This is a genomic window from Hymenobacter sp. H14-R3, assembly GCF_030063445.1.
In the GTDB taxonomy this organism is placed as follows: domain Bacteria; phylum Bacteroidota; class Bacteroidia; order Cytophagales; family Hymenobacteraceae; genus Hymenobacter.
Map to the genome: position 1 here is coordinate 140,591 of NZ_JASITD010000006.1, position 16,836 is coordinate 157,426.

The 16,836-nt window shown below is 61.3% G+C and carries 13 protein-coding genes; 9 read left to right on the forward strand and 4 right to left on the reverse strand.

Features of this window, described 5'->3' with window-relative positions:
- Positions 1-31 precede the first annotated feature (31 nt).
- Positions 32-4,711, reverse strand: coding sequence for a translocation/assembly module TamB domain-containing protein (locus tag QMK33_RS08040; RefSeq protein WP_283564056.1), 4,680 nt, complete (start codon positions 4,709-4,711; stop codon positions 32-34).
- A gap of 273 nt (positions 4,712-4,984) precedes the next feature.
- On the opposite strand from QMK33_RS08040, the gene tsaD reads away from it, so the two are divergent.
- From tsaD to QMK33_RS08055, 3 genes are all read left to right on the forward strand, one after another.
- On the forward strand, positions 4,985-5,983 hold the full coding sequence (tsaD, locus tag QMK33_RS08045; protein WP_283564057.1) for a tRNA (adenosine(37)-N6)-threonylcarbamoyltransferase complex transferase subunit TsaD: 999 nt from the start codon (positions 4,985-4,987) through the stop codon (positions 5,981-5,983).
- A gap of 129 nt (positions 5,984-6,112) precedes the next feature.
- On the forward strand, positions 6,113-6,571 hold the full coding sequence (gene smpB / locus QMK33_RS08050; RefSeq protein ID WP_283564058.1) for an SsrA-binding protein SmpB: 459 nt from the start codon (positions 6,113-6,115) through the stop codon (positions 6,569-6,571).
- Between the two features lie 98 nt (positions 6,572-6,669).
- On the forward strand, positions 6,670-7,458 hold the full coding sequence (locus QMK33_RS08055; RefSeq protein ID WP_283564059.1) for a C40 family peptidase: 789 nt from the start codon (positions 6,670-6,672) through the stop codon (positions 7,456-7,458).
- 108 nt (positions 7,459-7,566) lie between these two features.
- On the opposite strand, the gene QMK33_RS08060 is transcribed toward QMK33_RS08055, so the two are convergent.
- Complete coding sequence (locus QMK33_RS08060; protein WP_283564060.1) at positions 7,567-8,229, reverse strand: uracil-DNA glycosylase; 663 nt, start codon at positions 8,227-8,229, stop codon at positions 7,567-7,569.
- Positions 8,230-8,354: 125 nt separating this feature from the next.
- Between QMK33_RS08060 and apaG the strand changes: the two genes are divergently transcribed.
- The 3 genes from apaG (at position 8,355) to QMK33_RS08075 (ending at position 10,153) form a co-directional block, all read left to right on the forward strand.
- Positions 8,355-8,741, forward strand: coding sequence for a Co2+/Mg2+ efflux facilitator ApaG/CorD (gene apaG / locus QMK33_RS08065; protein WP_283564061.1), 387 nt, complete (start codon positions 8,355-8,357; stop codon positions 8,739-8,741).
- 100 nt (positions 8,742-8,841) lie between these two features.
- Positions 8,842-9,630 carry an O-methyltransferase gene (locus QMK33_RS08070; protein WP_349361708.1) on the forward strand — a complete coding sequence of 263 codons (789 nt, stop codon included), beginning with the start codon at positions 8,842-8,844 and terminating at the stop codon, positions 9,628-9,630.
- 88 nt (positions 9,631-9,718) lie between these two features.
- Complete coding sequence (locus tag QMK33_RS08075; RefSeq protein WP_283564062.1) at positions 9,719-10,153, forward strand: hypothetical protein; 435 nt, start codon at positions 9,719-9,721, stop codon at positions 10,151-10,153.
- 1 nt (position 10,154) lies between these two features.
- Here QMK33_RS08075 and kdsA read toward each other — a convergent pair whose 3' ends face one another.
- Positions 10,155-11,009 carry a 3-deoxy-8-phosphooctulonate synthase gene (gene kdsA / locus QMK33_RS08080; protein ID WP_283564063.1) on the reverse strand — a complete coding sequence of 285 codons (855 nt, stop codon included), beginning with the start codon at positions 11,007-11,009 and terminating at the stop codon, positions 10,155-10,157.
- Positions 11,010-11,077: 68 nt separating this feature from the next.
- Positions 11,078-11,689 (reverse strand): methyltransferase domain-containing protein, encoded by a 612-nt coding sequence (locus QMK33_RS08085; protein WP_283564064.1) that lies wholly within the window; start codon positions 11,687-11,689, stop codon positions 11,078-11,080.
- Positions 11,690-11,825: 136 nt separating this feature from the next.
- On the opposite strand from QMK33_RS08085, the gene QMK33_RS08090 reads away from it, so the two are divergent.
- From QMK33_RS08090 to QMK33_RS08100, 3 genes are all read left to right on the forward strand, one after another.
- Complete coding sequence (locus QMK33_RS08090; protein WP_283564065.1) at positions 11,826-12,779, forward strand: DUF8428 domain-containing protein; 954 nt, start codon at positions 11,826-11,828, stop codon at positions 12,777-12,779.
- Positions 12,780-12,945: 166 nt separating this feature from the next.
- On the forward strand, positions 12,946-16,077 hold the full coding sequence (locus QMK33_RS08095; protein ID WP_283564066.1) for a serine hydrolase domain-containing protein: 3,132 nt from the start codon (positions 12,946-12,948) through the stop codon (positions 16,075-16,077).
- Positions 16,078-16,181: 104 nt separating this feature from the next.
- On the forward strand, positions 16,182-16,778 hold the full coding sequence (locus tag QMK33_RS08100; protein WP_283564067.1) for a hypothetical protein: 597 nt from the start codon (positions 16,182-16,184) through the stop codon (positions 16,776-16,778).
- Positions 16,779-16,836: the final 58 nt, after the last annotated feature.

Sequence of the window (16,836 nt, forward strand, 5' to 3'; positions counted from 1 at the left end):
GCTAAGTGACAAGATATTAACTACTTGTTAATTAATAAGTTAAACTGCTAGCAAAGGAAGGCCAGGTCAATTCTGAGTAAGTAGTTAACCCAAGTTGCGCGCTATGCTCCCCGGTGCGCCGGTCCTCGTCCACGGTCAGCACTTCGCGCGCGCGTTGAGCATCGCGGTCGCGGCGGCTTCGGTTTTCGCGGCCGAACAGTTCGTTCAGGTTGTTGAATTCCTTGGTGTGCAGCAGCGAAATGCCGGCGCGGGGCTGGTTCACGCTGGTCACGATGTTGTCGCGCGGGGTGGTTTCGTAGCGCAGCTTGGCCCGAAACTTTCCGTCGGAGCGCAGGAAATACTCTAGGCTGAAATCACCGATGAGTGACGATTGCGTGGCCGAATAAGGCAGGCCAGTGGTGGGGTTGATGGCCGAGCTGGTGGAGTTGCTGATGCCGCCCTCGCGGGTGAGGCGCAGGCGGCCATCGAGAAACGAGTAGCTTAAGCGCACTTGCAGCGCCTGGAGCTGGTTGGCGGTGAGGCCGTTGATATTGAAGTCGATTTCGAGGTTTTGGTCAATCTGCGAGGTGAGCACCCCAAGCTGCGACGAGATAATCTGGCCCAGGCTGTTCTGCACCGCGTTACCCTGCCCCGTGAGCGAGATGCCACTGAAGCTGTTGCTATTCGTGGGCGACAAAGTGCGGAAAACAAGTAAGCTAAATACCTGGCGGTTAAGTTCTTGCTCGTCATTGCGCAGCAGCGCAATGAACGCCGCCAGGTCGTTTTGCAGCGAGCTGGGCGCATCGTCAAATTCCAGCGCCAGCTTGATAACCGGCAGTAGCAGCGGCCCAGACAGGTTCATAACGGCCGTAACGGGCACTACCGCGCCGCTGGTGCCCGAGCCGCTGGTAGACAGAATAGGCGCCAGCGAGGTGCGCTGGGTATAGGTGGCCGTCACGTTCATCTGGCCGTCAAGCGGGTCGCCGTTCCAGGTGATAACGCCGCCCGGCTGCACCACAAACTCCTTATTGACAAGGCCTTGCAGCGTAAAGTTGTAGGCGCCCCGCACAATCTCCACCTGCCCGTACATGTTGAAGTCGCCGCGCGTGTCGATGGCCAGTCGCAGCTGGCCGGTGGCGGTGCCCCGAATCACGTCGCCGGTGGCCTCGTCTAGCAATATTTCCAGGTACGCATCGGGCGTCACCGTCAGATTCATGTTGAGCTGAATACCCGATAAATCGACCTTGGCCTGGGCCGCCACCACGGCCGCCTGCCGGGCCTGCTGGCGGCGCACCGAGTCGGGCAGGTTGCGGTTGACGAACTTGATGTAGCTGGCCTGCTGCGCTTTAGCCGCATTGTCGAGAGGAAGGGCCAGGCGGGTGCCGGCCTCCGAGTTGGCGGTCACGTTCACCACCAGGTCGTCGGCGGGGCCGCGCACGGTGGCCGTGCCGCTGGCGTAGGCCGTACCAAAGTACATGTCGTTGTCGCGCCGCGTGGTGCGCAGCACCTGAAACTTGCGGAAGCTGGCGCTGATGTCCAGCACCATGTTCTGAAAGCCCTGGTGCCGGATAATGCCATCCACCGTGCCCAGGTTGCCCTGCGCGTCGCGCAGTTGAATTTTACTAAACGCTATCGAAGTGGTAGTGAAGCTAATACGGTCGTTGAAGCGGTACGTGGTGCCCAGGTAGCCGAAGGTGAAGCGGCCATCTTTCACGTCTACGGCCCCGGCAATGGTGGGCGCGCTAAACAGGCCACCCAGCTGCAAGCGGCCCCGCCCGGTGCCACCCAGGTTTTGTAGAATACTCCCCAAAAATGGCTGCGCCAGCACCACCGGCGCATCGTTCAATTCGCCTATCAGGTTGAACTGCTGGGTGTTGGAGCGCGGCGCGAGGTAGCCCGTCACGGTGAGTACGCGCTGTTGCTCGCGGGCCACGTCGAGGTTCACGCGCAGCTGGCCGCTGGGGTTGTCCCACTCGCCGCGCCCGGCTACCTGCCCAATGGGCGTGCCCTCGTACACCAGCGAGTCCACGGCCAGCGTACTATTGACCGCCAGCTGGTTATATACGCCGCTCACGGTGGCCTGCATGTTCAGCCGCCCGCCCAGCCGCTGATTGATAACCGAGTTGAGCGAGGCTAAATCGAGGTTGGCAATGTCCAGCTTGAGGGGCGGCTGGTCGGCATCGGGCGAGATGATGCCCTGGGCACTCAGGCGCTCGCGGCCGCTGGTGAGGCTGAAATTCTGAATATCCAGCACTTTACCATAGTCGCTGATTTTGACCGAGTTATCGGCCGCAATCACGTAGTCGCGGTCCAGCAGGTGCAGGCCGCTGCGCCGAAAAACCACCTGCACCGCCCGCGGCAAAAACTCCAGCGCCCCGTTAATATCGGCCCGGTTGGCGGTGCCGCTCTGGGCCAGCGAAGTCGAAAAGTTGATGCGCTGCTGGTCCCACACGCCTTCCAATACAAATTTCTCGGTGCGGCCCAGCGCGGGAATCAATTGGCGGTCAGACGTTAAGCTGGCCTGGGCCAGTACCTCGGGCTGGTAGGGCAGCTTGGAAGTGGTGAAGTCAAACTCGGTGGCCACGGTGTGCACCGGTCCGTACCAGATGCTGTCAAACTTGCCCCCGAGTTGCAAAATCGACGTTTCGCCCTGCCGGAACGAGCCGTCAAGGTGGCTGTGGTCGGCAATCTGCAAGTCGGGCTGAAACAGGTTCAGCAACGGGTTGATATGCTTGAGGTTAACATCCAGCTCAATGGCATACACCGGCAAGCGCACCTGGCGCTTGCGGCGGTAGTAGTCGGCCGTGGCCGCAGCGTTGCTCTCAAAATTGAGCCGGTACTCGTGCCAGAGCGTCTGCAAATCGCGCGACACGGCCGCCAACTCAAAAGCCCCGTTGGCGGTGAGGTCCAGCAGCTCCGAGCGCAGCGTTACCTGGCGCTGGCCGCGGCTGCTGCGCGTGCTGAGCACGTCCAGGGTGTCGAGGTCGAGGCTCTGGCCGCGCAGCGTAAAGTGCGAGCCGCGCAGCTGCGCCGTGCCCAGCAGCGAGTCGAGCTGGGTGCCGCGCAGGTTCACGCGGGCCGTGGTGCTCACCGTCAGCGGCAGGCTCGTGAGGCCCAGCGTGGCCAGGTTGGCATGCGCGATAGTGGCCTGCACGTCAATGCGTTGGTGGCGCGGGTCGAGGTTGAAATTGCCGTTGGCAGTGAGGCGCACGGCGGGGTCGTTGGCCGTTACCTTGCCTTTAAAGCCCTGCCCGGCAAAGTCGCCGTCGAGGCCAATGTTGTGGTAGCGGTAGCCGTTGAGCCAGATGGCGGGCACGCTCACCACGGCGTGGCCCTTGGCAATGGGCGGCACAAAGCCCGTGCCGCGCACCCTGCCATTCAGCGTCACATCCCGGATAACCGACTCATCGCCAATGAATTTGCCCAGGTTAAAGGCCTTGCTGCGAATGGTGCCCTCGTACACGGCGTGGTCAAAATCGCTCTTGGTTTTGAGGTTTACGTCGGTCGAAAGCGCGCCCAGCGCCGTGTTAAAATTGGCCTTACCCACAAAGTCGTTGTAGAAGCCCACAAACTGCCCGTCGAGCTTGATGAGGCCCAGGCGCTGCACCAGCTTGTTGGCCGAGGCGGGCAGGAAGCGGCGCAGGTCAGCCGCATCTACCTGCGAGGGTTGCAGGCGCAGGTCAAGGAGGCTTTCGCGCCAGCGGGGCAGGTTGCTGGCCGAGGCCCGGCTGGCCACCAGGTGCGTGCGCCGGCCGTAGCGCAGGTCGAGATTTTTAATCTGAAAATCACGCACATAGCCTTTGGCATCGCCCGAGATAAAGACCGAATCCTTCAGCGAAGCGAGGTCGGGAGCAAACTTGGCAATGTCGTCGGTATAGAGTTTGGTGCCGCGCAGTTGCGTCACCACCCGCATCGAGTCGTTGAAGTCGGAGAAGTTGCCAAACCGCTTGTACTCAAAGCGCAGGTACTTGCGCAGCTCGCTCCGGCCCAGCCGCAGGGCCAGGTCACCAAATTCCCAGAAGTGCTTGTTATACTGAATGTTAGCCGTAAGCTCGCGCAGGTGCGTGTTGGAGGGCACCTCCACGGCTCGCAGGCCGGCCACGCGGGCGCGCAGGGTGTCGGTTTTCCAGTTCAGCGCCGAAATATCGGCGTAGATGCTATCGACCTGCATGTGCGCATAGTCCACGGCCTTGCCGTAGTACTTATCGCGGGGCCGGTCGGGCCGCTCCAGCGTAAACTGCCCGTTGCGAATGGCCACGTCGTGCAGCTGAAAATCGAACGGCTTCGAGGCCGTCGTATCGGCCGGCCCGGTGAGGCGCCTGATGGCTCCCAGCAGCTGGTCGAGCGTGGTAGAGTCGGGCTGCCCGGCCACGTCGCGCAGCGCAAAGTGCGGCTCGGTGAGCGTGAGCGTACCCACGTGCAAATGCCGGGGGTCGAACACCGAAAAGAGCTGAATATCAGCGTCGGCACGGCCCACGGCCAGCAGCTCGCCGCCGCGGCGGTCCAGCACCCGCACGCCCTCCAGCAGCACGTGCGAAAACGGCCGCACATCGACGCTGCCAATGGTAACCAACTGCCCCAGCTTTTGCGATAATACTTCAGCTACCTGGTGGGCCACGCGCGTTTGCACGCTCGGCACGCGCAACGCCAGCAGGATGCCGCCCACCGCCAGCACCAGCACCACGGCCAGCCCAAGCAAGATTTGGAGCAGAATACGAAGAACGCGACGCACGAAAAACAGCGGAAACAGGTTGACAAATGCGCTCGAAACAAGCGTACCCTAACGCAAAGGTGCGGCTTTTAGCGCGCACCGGTTGCGCAAACGCGCGCGGTAGTGCCCGGGTTCGCCCGACCTTTGCGGGCCGCCTGTCATCCTGAGCTTGCGAAGGACCTTCTGCCCGTTGGGGTCGCGAGGACTATCCCCACGATTTTACCCACCGTGATAAGGTCCTTCGCAAGCTCAGGATGACGGGCGGCTTTACCTACTAAGTATTTTCCAAAGAAAATGACCCTTCTCGCCATCGAATCGAGCTGCGACGACACCGGCGCGGCCGTGTTCCAGAACGGCCAGCTGCTGAGCAACGTGGTGGCCGGCCAGGCCGTGCACGCCCAATACGGCGGCGTGGTGCCCGAGCTGGCCTCGCGGGCGCACCAGCAGCACCTGCTGCCTGTGGTGACGGCGGCGCTACGCCAAGCGGGCATCAGCAAAAACGACCTCGATGCGGTGGCCGTTACGCAGGGGCCGGGCCTGCTGGGCTCCTTATTAGTAGGTAATTTATTTGCCAAAACGCTGGCCCTGGCGCTGGGCAAGCCGCTGCTGGCCGTGAATCACATGCGGGCGCACATTCTGGCGCATTTTATTCGGGAGCCGCGGCCGGCATTCCCGTTTCTGTGCCTCACCGTGAGCGGCGGCCACACCCAGCTGGTAGTGGTGCGCGGCGCGGCCGAGATGGAAATTCTGGGCCAGACCATCGACGACGCAGCCGGCGAGGCGTTCGACAAAACGGCCAAGCTGCTCGGCCTACCTTACCCCGGCGGCCCGCGCCTCGATAAGCTGGCCCAAACCGGCAACCCGCACCGCTTCCCCTTCCCCGAAGGCGCGCTCGAAGGCTACAATTTCTCCTTCAGCGGCCTGAAAACGGCGGTGCTCTACTTCCTCAAAAAGCAAACCGCCGCCAACCCCGACTTTATCCAGGAAAACCTGGCCGACCTCTGCGCCAGCATCCAGCACACCATCGTGCAAACGCTGCTCAAGCAGCTCAAGCGCGCCGCCCAGGCCACCGGCCTGCGCCAAGTGGCGCTGGCGGGCGGCGTGGCCGCCAACTCGGGCCTGCGCCTGGGCTTGCAGGCGCTGGCCGAAACCGAGGGCTGGGTCGTTTTCATTCCCGACTTCGAGTTTTGCACTGATAATGCGGCGATGGTGGGCCAGGCGGCGATTTTTCAATACGAAGCCGGCGACTTCGCCAGCCAGCTCACCAGCCCCGACCCGCGGTTGAAATTGTAAGTGCGGTAAGCTTTAGCTTGCCACCGGCCGCGCCGAAAGCCCTGACGACTGGCAAGCTAAAGCTTACCCTACATGCCCATTCGCACCTGAATCCGCGAAATCCGCGTAATCAGCAGTAATCTGCGATTTATGAAAGACAAGACCCCCGCCAACATCAACATCAAAAACCGCCGCGCCGGCCACGATTATACTTTCCTGGCCAAGTACGACGCGGGCATGATGCTGCAAGGCACCGAAATAAAAAGCATCCGCGCCGGCGAGGCCAACCTGCAGGACGGCTACTGCACCTTCGACCACAAGGGCGACCTGTGGGTGCATAGCGTGCGCATAGCGCCCTACACGCTAGGCACTTACAACAACCACGACGCCATGCGCCCCCGTAAGCTGCTGCTCAACAAGCGCGAGCTCAAGCAGCTGGCCGGCAAAATGGATACCGGCCTCACCATCATTCCCTTGCGTCTCTTCGTAACCGACCGCGGCTTCGCTAAAATCGAAATCGCGCTGGCCCAGGGTAAAAAGCTCTTCGACAAGCGCGAAGACCTCAAAGCCAAAGACCAGAAGCGCGAAATAGAGCGGTTTATACGGTAAATGAGTAGGTGAGTAAATGAGTAAAGTGTCTTTTGGAACTTGCTCATTTACTGATTTTTGCCTCATTTACTCATCTACCCATTTACTAGTTTACAGAATTGAACCACGGTATTTGTGCGCTGAGCGCCGTTCCCATTCGCGCCGAGCCCACCGACCGCGCCGAGCTGGTCACCGAATTGCTGTTTGGCGAATGCTACACCGTGCTGCAAGCGCAGGGCAACTGGCTCCGCATCGAGGCCGCCGCCGATAAGTACCTGGGCTGGATGGACGCCAAGCAGCACCGCCCGGTGAGCCCCGACTATTTCCGTGCCTGGGGTGCCCAGGACCACCCCCGCGCCCTCGATGTGGTGCAGGTGGTATCGAGCGCCGCCATGCGGCAGCCCATTACGCTGGGCTGCCGCCTGCCCTTTTTTGATGGCATGACGCTCAAGCTGGGCGATGATGCCGCGCTGTTCTACAACGGCACGGCCACCAACCTGGCGCAGTCGTGCCTGCCCGAGCGTCGGCTGGTGCTGCTGCGCAAAATGGGGCAGCAGTTTTTGCGGGCGCCTTACGTGTGGGGTGGTAAAAACGTCTTCGGCATCGACTGCTCGGGGCTGATGCAAACGCTATTCGGCATAGTCGGCATCCAATTGCCGCGCGATGCCAAACAGCAGATTGCGCTCGGCGCGCCCGTCGATTTTGTGACCCAGGCCCAGCCCGGCGACCTGGCTTTTTTCGATAACGCCGACGGCGCCATCGTGCACGTAGGCCTGGTGCTCGACGAAGGCCTGATTTTGCACGCCCACGGCGAAGTGCGCCTCGACCCGCTCGACCACCACGGCATCTTCAACCGCGAGCGGCAGAAATACAGCCATAAGCTGCGCCTGATTAAAAGATTGCTGTAGCGTAAGCTTCAGCTTGCGAGCGAGCGCAGCGAGCATCGTCGTGCGCACCGTCCGGCCCCGCCTGCTCGCTGCGCTCGCTCGCAAGCTAAAGCTTACGCTACAGCATCCCTACCACGTTATCGCCGCCTCGCCTTGCTTCGCCAACCAATTATTGGTTTGGCTAAAGGGTTTGGAGCCGAAAAAACCCCGGTCGGCCGAGTAGGGCGACGGGTGCGCTGCCTTGAGAACCAAGTGCTTGCTTTCGTCAATCAGCTCCGCTTTTTTCTGGGCCGAAGCACCCCACAGTATGAACACCACGTGCGGCCGGCCCGCAGATACCTGCTTGATAACGGCATCGGTAAATTCTTCCCAGCCTTTTTTCTGGTGCGAGGCGGGGGTGGCGGCCCGCACGGTGAGCGTGGCGTTGAGCAGCAGCACACCTTGTTGCGCCCAGCGGTCGAGGTTGCCATTGGCGGGGGCTGGCGTACCGGGAATATCAGCTTGCAGCTCCTTGAAAATATTTTGCAGCGACGGCGGCGTGCGGATGCCCTCATTCACCGAAAAGGACAGGCCGTGCGCCTGGTTTTTGCCGTGGTAGGGGTCCTGGCCCAGGATAACGACCTTCACCTCGTTGAAGGGGCAGGCGTCGAAGGCGTGAAAAATCTGCGCGCCCAGCGGGTACACGGTGGTGGTGGCATACTCGCCGCGCACCCAAGCCGTGAGCTTTTGAAAGTAGGGTTTTTCAAATTCGGCGGCGAGCACGGGCTGCCAGCTTTCGGCAATTTTAACCATTTGAGAAGGGAAATAGGAAAAGGATAACGGGCGATAACTAAACGGCCTCGCCCGGCGTTGAGGCTACAAAACCGAACTTGCGGGGCGACTGTTGCCCCGGCAGCGTAATTTCGTGGGCCGCCCCTATGCCAACTACCACTACGCAGGGCGTAACCGTTACGGTTACGACCAACTACTTGCCCGACTATTCGAGCCCCGCGCAGGAACACTTTGTGTTTGCCTATCGCATTGATATTCGCAATGATAGCGAATACACGATTAAGCTATTGCGGCGGCACTGGTTTATTTCCGACGTGGGCACCGTGCTGCGCGAGGTGGAGGGCGAAGGCGTAGTGGGCCGCACGCCCGTGCTGGAGCCCGGCGAAACGCACCAGTACGTGAGCGGCTGCAACCTCAAATCGGGCATGGGTAAGATGCGCGGCACCTACCTCATGGAGCGCTTGGCCAGCGGCGAGCACTTCCAGGTCAACATCCCCGAATTCACCCTCATGGTGCCGTTTCGGATGAACTGATTCTTGTGAGCTGTTAGCTGTTAGCCGTTAGCTAGTAGCTTTTTAGCCCCGCCTCCTGGGCGAAGCTAACAGCTACTAGCTAACGGCTAACAGCTCAATTTTGTACCAACTCTTCGCTTACCTCCGCTACTGGCTGCTGCGCTCTGGCAATGCCCACGGGCTGCACTCGCCGTTTGTGTTCGGGCTCTACACTACTGTTATCCGGCATACGGGTGACTACCAGGCATTTGCGCGCATTGAGGAGCGGCGGCTGGCGCTGCTGGCCAGCGAGCAGGTGCTGGACGTAACCGACTTTGGGGCCGGCTCGCAGGTAGCGGGCGCGGGCGGCCGCCGCCGGCCGGTGCGCGACATTGCCCGCCACGCGGCCAAGCCGCCGCGCCTGGCGCAGCTGCTGTTTCGGCTGGTCAACCACTTCCAGCCCGCCACTATTTTGGAATTGGGCACCTCGCTGGGCCTTACCACCGCCTACCTGGCGCTAGCTGACTCGCGCAGCCAGGTTATCACCTTCGAGGGCTGCCCTAACACGGCCGCCGTAGCCCGCCAAACGTTTGCCGAGCTAGGTATTCAAAACGCCCGCCTCGTGGCAGGCAACCTCGACCAGACGCTGCCCGCCACGCTGGCCAATCTGGCCCAGCCGCTCGATTTCGTGTTCTTCGATGGCAACCACCGCTACGAGCCCACGCTGCGCTACTTCGAGCAATGCCTGGCTAACGCCCACGAAAACAGCGTGTTCGTGCTCGACGATATTCACTGGTCGGCCGAGATGGAGCGGGCCTGGGTGGCCATCAAAGCGCACCCGTCGGTGACGGTCACGATTGACCTGTTCTACGTGGGGCTCGTATTTTTTCGTAAGAAGCAGCGCCGCGAAGATTTTTGGCTGCGGTACTGAGAGCTAAACTTCATTTGTGGGTAACTTCGTTTTCTGACCCGCCCTCAACACGTAATTCATGCCTACTCCAGACCAGCGCCTTGACCAATTGGAGCCCATCATCAGTGAAATGCTGGCCCGCCAAGATGAACTAAGCGCCAAGCAGGATGAGCTAAGTGCCCGGCAAAATGAGCTGGGTGCTAAAGTGGAGCGCGTGTCAGCACAGGTGCGGCAACTTACCGTTACCGTTACCAACTCGCTGACTGTTCAGAGCAGCAATATTGAGTTTCTGCTCGTTAGAACTGATAAGCTTGAGCAAAATCAACTTGAGCTACGGAGTGAGATGGACCAGCGCTTTGACGCTGTAGACCAGCGCTTTGATGCTGTAGACCAGCGCTTTGACGCTGTAGACCAGCGCTTTGACGCTGTAGACCAGCGCTTTGATGCAATGGGCCAGCGCTTTGATGCCGTGGACCAGCGCTTCACTCAAATAGACCAGCGCTTCGAGCAGCTATTCGATTTCCTGAAAGAGAAGTTGAAATAAACTACAGCCCCTGCGGCTCCACGTCGCCGGTGGGGCGCACGGCTTCGCGCACGCGGGTGAGGCGCTGCAACAGGGCTTCGAGTTGGTCGAGGGGCAGCATATTGGCCCCGTCGGAGAGGGCGGTGGCGGGCGTGGGGTGCGTTTCGATAAACAGGCCGTCGGCCCCCACGGCGATGGCCGCCTTGGCAATGGTTTCGATGAGGGCGGGCTGGCCGCCGGTAACGCCGCTGGCCTGGTTGGGCTGTTGCAACGAGTGCGTTACATCCATCACCACGGGCACGCCGAAGCTGCGCATGGTGGGCAGGTTGCGGAAGTCGACCACTAAGTCGCTGTAGCCGAACGAGTTGCCGCGGTCAGTGAGGATAACGTTGGGGTTGCCGGCGCCCTGCACCTTGTCCAGGGCCCAGCGCATGGCCTCGCCGTTCAGAAACTGGCCCTTCTTGATATTCACTACTTTACCGGTTTTGGCGGCGGCCACCAGCAGGTCGGTCTGGCGGCAGAGGAAAGCCGGAATTTGCAGCACGTCTACGTACTCGGCAGCCAGGGCGGCCTCGTCCGATTCGTGGATGTCTGTGACGGTGGGCACGCCGATTTCGCGCCCCACTTTTTGCAGAATGCGCAGCGCCGTTTCGTCGCCGATGCCCGTGAACGAGTCGAGCCGCGAGCGGTTGGCCTTGCGGTACGAACCTTTGAAAATGAACGGAATCTGGAGCTTATCGGTGATGTGCTTGATGCGCTCGGCAATGCGCAGGGCCATGTCTTCGCCCTCGATAACGCAGGGCCCGGCCATCAGAAAAAACTGGCCGGAGTTGGTGTTGCGGAAGTGGGGGAGGGCCTGGGCCAGGGAGGTAAGCATCGGTAAAGGAGTGAATGAGTAACTGTGTAAACTGTCATTGCTGCACAGGCTCGCCATGACGGGCGTTTTCACCTTTTTTGCAGGCAAATAAACAGCTCGCGGCCGGCGCGGGCGGGCAGCGAGTTGTGCGCCGTATCGAAATGGACGAACTCGAAATACGGTTGAAAGTAGGCGGCGTACTCTTCGCGGCTACCGCCAAACGGCGGTTCGGTAGCGCCCGCAAACTCGGCGTCGAAGAGCAGGCCCACCAGCTTGCCGCTCGGGCGCAGCAGCGCGGCGCACTGCCGGGCGTAGGCGGGCCGCAGGGCGGGGTCGAGGGCACTCACGAAGGTTTGCTCGATAACCAAATCAAAGGGCTTGGGGGGGGAAAGCGCGAAGAAATCTGCTTGCTGCAGGTTTTCTTTCGGAAAATCGGGCACGCGGGCGGCCAGCGCGGCCAGGGGCTCGGCGGCCAGGTCGGCTACTACCACGTGCCGGAAGCCCAGGCGGTGCAAATATTCGGCCTCGTAGGCGCGGCCGGCCCCCGGAATCAGAATGCGAAATTCCTGATTAACTGGTAGTTGGTCGAAATAGGCGCGCATGGGCGGGGTAATGCGCCCGGCATCCCAGCCGGCGCGGCCGGGAGTGGCGTAGCGGGCCTGCCAATAGGCGGCGTCGAAGGCCGGAAAAACCGTTTGCATGAGAGCTAATTATAACGACGACCGGAGCCGATTGGAAATTTCGCCTATTTTTACCCATCACAAAGGTAGGTACCGGCCCGGTCGCCCGGGGTTGCCTACCCTTTTCCCGCCACTTCTTTCCCCCAGAACCCCTTTTATGGAGCCTCAACAGGAATACACCGAACCCCGCAAAAACAATAGCCGCGTGTTGCTATGGGTAGCGCTCGTTTTGGTGCTGCTCGGTATCAACGGGGTGCTGTTTTACCTTAACTCGCAGAAGAAAACGGAGAACGAGCAGCTTACTACCCAGGTGCAGGCCAAGGATACCAAGCTGCAAGCCCAGATAAAGGAGTACGAGGACCTCAAAACCAGCTACGAGCGCCAGAGCCAGGACCTGCAAAAGCTGGGCCTCAGCAACGACTCGCTCGAAGCCCGCATTTCGGGCATCAATGCCGACTTGCTCAAGCTGCGCTCCTTTAAAGCCGGCTCGTTTTCGGTGGCCGAGCAGCGCCGTTTCAAGCAGCGCGCCCTCAACCTGGAAACCCAGCTCAAGCAGAAGGACGACCAGATTGCCGACCTGAAAAAGTCGAACGAGGACCTCTACGTGGAAACCACGACCCTCAAGGAAAAGCAGAATAAGCTGACTGACACCATCAGCACGATTGCCAAAACCAACCGCGACCTAAGTGAGAAAGTGACTGTGGCCTCACGCGTGCAGGCCAGCAATATCCGCGTGAGCGTGCTCAACAAAAAGGATAAGGAGAAGGAAGACGACAAGGAGGAGTTCAAGGCCAAGAAGGTGGACCGCGTGAAAGTAGCCTTCGCGCTGTCGCGCAACGACGTGACGGCCAAGGATACCAAAACCGTCTACATGCGCATTCTGGAGCCCGACGGCGCGGCTCTTTATAACCTGAGCACGGGCGGCGGCACCTTCACCGTGGACGGCCAGGAGGCTTTCTACACCATGAAGCAGGATGTGGTGTTCGATAACACCAAGCAGGCCCTCAACTTCGTGTATGCCAAGGGGGCCGACTACAAAATTGGCCAGCACACGGTAGAGCTTTACGAAGGCGGTGCGTTGATGGGCAAAGCTACGTTTACGCTTAAGTAATTGCTGGATAAATAGTTGCGTTATAGAGAACGTCCGGCTGCGCACTGCGCAGCCGGACGTTCTTTTTGGTTATTCGGGCTGTGCGGTAAGGTTTCGCTTGCCGTTTTAGCGTTATTCTTCCTACCCACGGCAAGCGAAAGCTTGCCGCACATTTCGTTCGCCTCACTTGCTGCTCAAAAAATACCTGCTGCTGCTTTTGCTGGCCGTGCCGCTGCTGGCCCCCGCCCAGCGACGCCCAATTGCCCGCCCGCGCCCAAAACCGGCGGCTGTTATCACCAAAAAAAGGCCTCCCAGCGGCCAGCAGCCCGCCTTTCTGCGCTACCTGCACTCGCCGTGGGTCGATAGCCTGATGCGCACGCTCACGCCGCGGCAGCGGGTGGCGCAGCTGTTTATGCTGGCCGCATACTCCAATAAGCCAGCTATTTACCAAGACTCCATTTCCACGCTGATAAGGGATTATGGCATTGGCGGGCTGATATTTTTTCAGGGCGGGCCGGTGCGGCAAGCGCGGCTGCTCAACCGCTTTCAGGCCCAAAGCCGGGTGCCGCTGCTGGTGGCCATGGATGGTGAGTGGGGCGCGGGCATGCGCCTCGACAGCGTGCTGAAGTTTCCGTACCAGATGAGCCTGGGCGCGGTGCCGGCCGCCGATTCGGGGCTGGTGTACGATATGGGGCGCGAGGTGGCGCGGCAGTTTACCCGCCTGGGCATGCAGGTCAATTTTGCGCCAGTAGTGGATGTTAATAACAACCCCGCCAACCCGGTTATCGGCTTCCGCTCGTGGGGCGAAAACCCGGCGGCCGTGGCGCGCCTTAGTCGCCTGTATATGAAGGGAATGCAGGATGCGGGCGTGCTGGCCGTGGCCAAGCACTTCCCGGGCCACGGCGACGTAGATGCCGACTCGCACCTGGCCCTGCCCGTGGTGCGCGTAGACCGCCAGCGCCTCGACACCCTGGAACTGCCGCCCTTCAAAAGCATGATTGCCAACGGGATAGGCGGCATGATGGTGGCCCACCTCAACGTGCCGGCTCTCGATACCGTGCGCGGCCCCAGCACACTCTCCAAGCCCATTATCACGGGCATCTTGCGGCAGCAATTGGGCTTCAAAGGCGTGGTGTTTACCGACGCCATGAACATGAAGGGCCTGCTCAGCCAAGTGCCGCCCGGCGAGGCCGAAGTACGCGCCCTGCTGGCCGGCAACGACGTACTGGAGTTCAGCAAAAATGTGCCACTGGCGCTGGCCAGCGTGCTGGCCGCCGTAGACAGCGGCCGCATCAGCCAGGCACGCATTGACGAAAGCTGCCGCCGGGTGCTGGCCCTCAAGCAGTGGGCGGGCTTGCGTAAGCGGCCGGTTATCAGTGAGAAAGACATTATTGCGGACCTCAACCCGGCCCACGCCCGTTACCTGGCGCACCGCCTCACGGCCCACAGCCTCACGCTGCTGCGCAACCAGGGCAATATGCTGCCCGTGCAGCGGCTCGATACCCTGCGCATGGCCACGCTGGTGCTGGGCGGCAACCCCGCCGACACTACCGATTTTCAAAAAGCCGTGGCCAGCTACGCGCCCATGGCGCACTTTCACCTGCCCGCCGCGCCCACCCTGGATGAGCTGGTGGACATCCGGGCCCGGCTATTTGGCTACGATGTGGTGCTGGTGGCGCTGCAAAGCCTGGGCCGGCTGCCGGCCACCAGCTTTGGCATTGCGCCCGAGGCCAACCTGCTGCTACGCGAGCTTACCAAGCCCGGCCAGCGCGTGATTCTCAGCATCTTCGGCTCGGCCTACGCGGCGGCCAAGGTGCGCGATTTTGACCGGGCCAGCGCCGTAGTAATGGCCTACCAGGAAAGCCCCGAGGCCCAGGAGCTGGCCGCGCAGCTCATTTTTGGTGGCATCGGGGCGGTGGGTAAGCTGCCCGTAACGGTAGCCAACAACCTGCCGGCCGGCTTCGGCCTGCGCACCCAGCCCGGCCTGCGCCTGGCCTACGCCCACCCCGAAGATGCGGGCCTGGATGGCCGCCTCGAAGCCCGCATCGATAGCGTGATGGCGCAGGCGCTGGCCGCCGGGGCCACGCCGGGCGGGCAGGTGCTCATTGCCCGGCGCGGCGTAGTGGTGCTGCGCAAAAGCTATGGTTACCAGGCAGCTACGAACGGCGCGACGTTGCCAGCAAGCCTATCCGCAAGCCCAGCGGCCAGCTCGGCGGCGAGTGGTTTTGGGAGCGAGCCGGGCGCGGCCGCCGGCGCGCCGCCCGCGCAAGCCGCGCCGGGCGCTGGGCCGCAGGGGCCGCGCCGGGTGCAGAATACCGACCTCTACGACCTGGCTTCCTTAACTAAAGTGCTGGCCGCCACGCCGGCCTTGCTCAAGCTGCAAGAGCAAGGCAAATTCAGCCCCGATAGCACGCTGGGCCAGCTATTTCCTTTCTTGCGCAAAACGGATAAGGCTGGGTTGAAGCTGCGCGACGTGCTAACCCACCAGGCTGGCCTGCCCGCCTGGATTCCGTTCTGGAAGGACTTTGCCAAGACCGATGGCACGCTGCGCCGCCGCTGGTTCCGGCCCGATTCGTCGGCGCGGTTTCCGCTGCCGGTGGCGCGCGGGCTGTGGGGTCGCCGGCAGCTGCCGGCGCGCATTTACGGCCGCATTGGCGACGCGCCGCTCAACGCCAAGCCGGGCTACGTGTACTCCGATTTGTCGTTTTACCTCTACCCCGAGCTGGTGCAGCGGCGCACGGGGCAGTCGTTTGAGCAGTTTTTACAAAAATCAGTCTATCAGGTACTTGGCTCGGGCCTGCATTTCCAGCCGTTGCACCACGCAGCCGAAAACCGGATTGCGCCCACCGAGTACGACTCGCTGTTTCGGCGCCAGCTGCTGCGCGGCTACGTCGACGACGAGGGCGCGGCGCTACTAGGCGGCGTGTCGGGCCACGCGGGTTTGTTTGGCTCGGCCAACGACGTGGCGCAGCTGGCGCAAACGTATGCTTGGGGCGGGCGCTACGGCGGCCAGCAGGTATTCAGTAAAGAGATTCTGGCCGACTGGACGCGCCAGCAATTTCCCGGCACCGCCAACCGGCGTGCCCTGGCTTTTGACCGGCCCAGCGCCCCGGCCGCCGGCAACACCGCTCCGGGCGCGTCGGCGGGCAGCTTTGGGCACTCGGGCTTCACGGGTACGTATTTCTGGGTCGACCCCGCGCGGGAATTGGTGGTGGTGGTGCTCACCAACCGCCTCAATCCCTCGCGGCGCAACAATAAGCTGAGCGACCTCAACGTGCGCACCCAGATTCAGCAGGTGGTAATTGAGGCCGTGCGGTAGGAATGCAACCATTTTGCAGAAGATGATAACCCCATAGTTGTATAAAAGCTGGCCATACAACCCTGATGAAAAATCTCCGCTACCTAGTGGCTGCCACTAGCGCTATGCTCCTGGTAGGCTGCACCAACTCTCCCGAAGAATACCGCCTCACCAGCAAGCAATTGGCTTGGCAGAGCTACCAGGCGGGGCAGGTGCTCCGCTTCGCGCAACGCCCGGCCGGGCCCGTGCGCACCTACCGTATCACGGGGGTAGAAGACCACTTGGAGCGGCAGCCTACGGGCATAAACTTCACTATCCTTCCCAGCCGTAAAATTGACTGTCAGCACGTGACAGTTACCGCGCAACGTACTGATACTACGGCGCTGGAAACGATGGTGCTGGATTTTAGGCTGAGCTATTATGCCGGGAATATAAATTTTCGGCCGGCTATTGGTTGGCAGGGCGTTGAGGCGTCCCGCGAAATGCCGATAGACTCTGTCAACAAAGGCGCTGCGTTCGATTCTTTGCAATATCCGGGTGTGCAGTCGCTGAAAACGATATCCCTTGGCGGAACTACTTACGCCCCGGTGCTACGAATATCACCTTTTGCCTTGCCTGCCACTCCTGCCAACGGAACATTACGGATGCTATACTATGCTAAAGGTGCGGGCGTGGTGGCCTTTGAGGAAGTGGGAATTGGGCTGTGGTATCGTTTGCCCTAGCGTAGCCCAATGCGCGGCGTGGCTGCTATCTTCCGCCCCGCAACTTCCCACTCCTCCT

Excerpts from the sequence above, each read along its gene's own strand:
- QMK33_RS08090 (WP_283564065.1), top strand. The coding sequence starts at position 11,826 with ATGGAGCCTCAACAGGAATACACCGAACCCCGCAAAAACAATAGCCGC.
- QMK33_RS08085 (WP_283564064.1), bottom strand. The coding sequence starts at position 11,689 with ATGCAAACGGTTTTTCCGGCCTTCGACGCCGCCTATTGGCAGGCCCGC.
- apaG (WP_283564061.1), top strand. The coding sequence starts at position 8,355 with ATGCCAACTACCACTACGCAGGGCGTAACCGTTACGGTTACGACCAAC.
- QMK33_RS08060 (WP_283564060.1), bottom strand. The coding sequence starts at position 8,229 with ATGGTTAAAATTGCCGAAAGCTGGCAGCCCGTGCTCGCCGCCGAATTT.
- smpB (WP_283564058.1), top strand. The coding sequence starts at position 6,113 with ATGAAAGACAAGACCCCCGCCAACATCAACATCAAAAACCGCCGCGCC.
- QMK33_RS08100 (WP_283564067.1), top strand. The coding sequence starts at position 16,182 with ATGCTCCTGGTAGGCTGCACCAACTCTCCCGAAGAATACCGCCTCACC.
- kdsA (WP_283564063.1), bottom strand. The coding sequence starts at position 11,009 with ATGCTTACCTCCCTGGCCCAGGCCCTCCCCCACTTCCGCAACACCAAC.
- tsaD (WP_283564057.1), top strand. The coding sequence starts at position 4,985 with ATGACCCTTCTCGCCATCGAATCGAGCTGCGACGACACCGGCGCGGCC.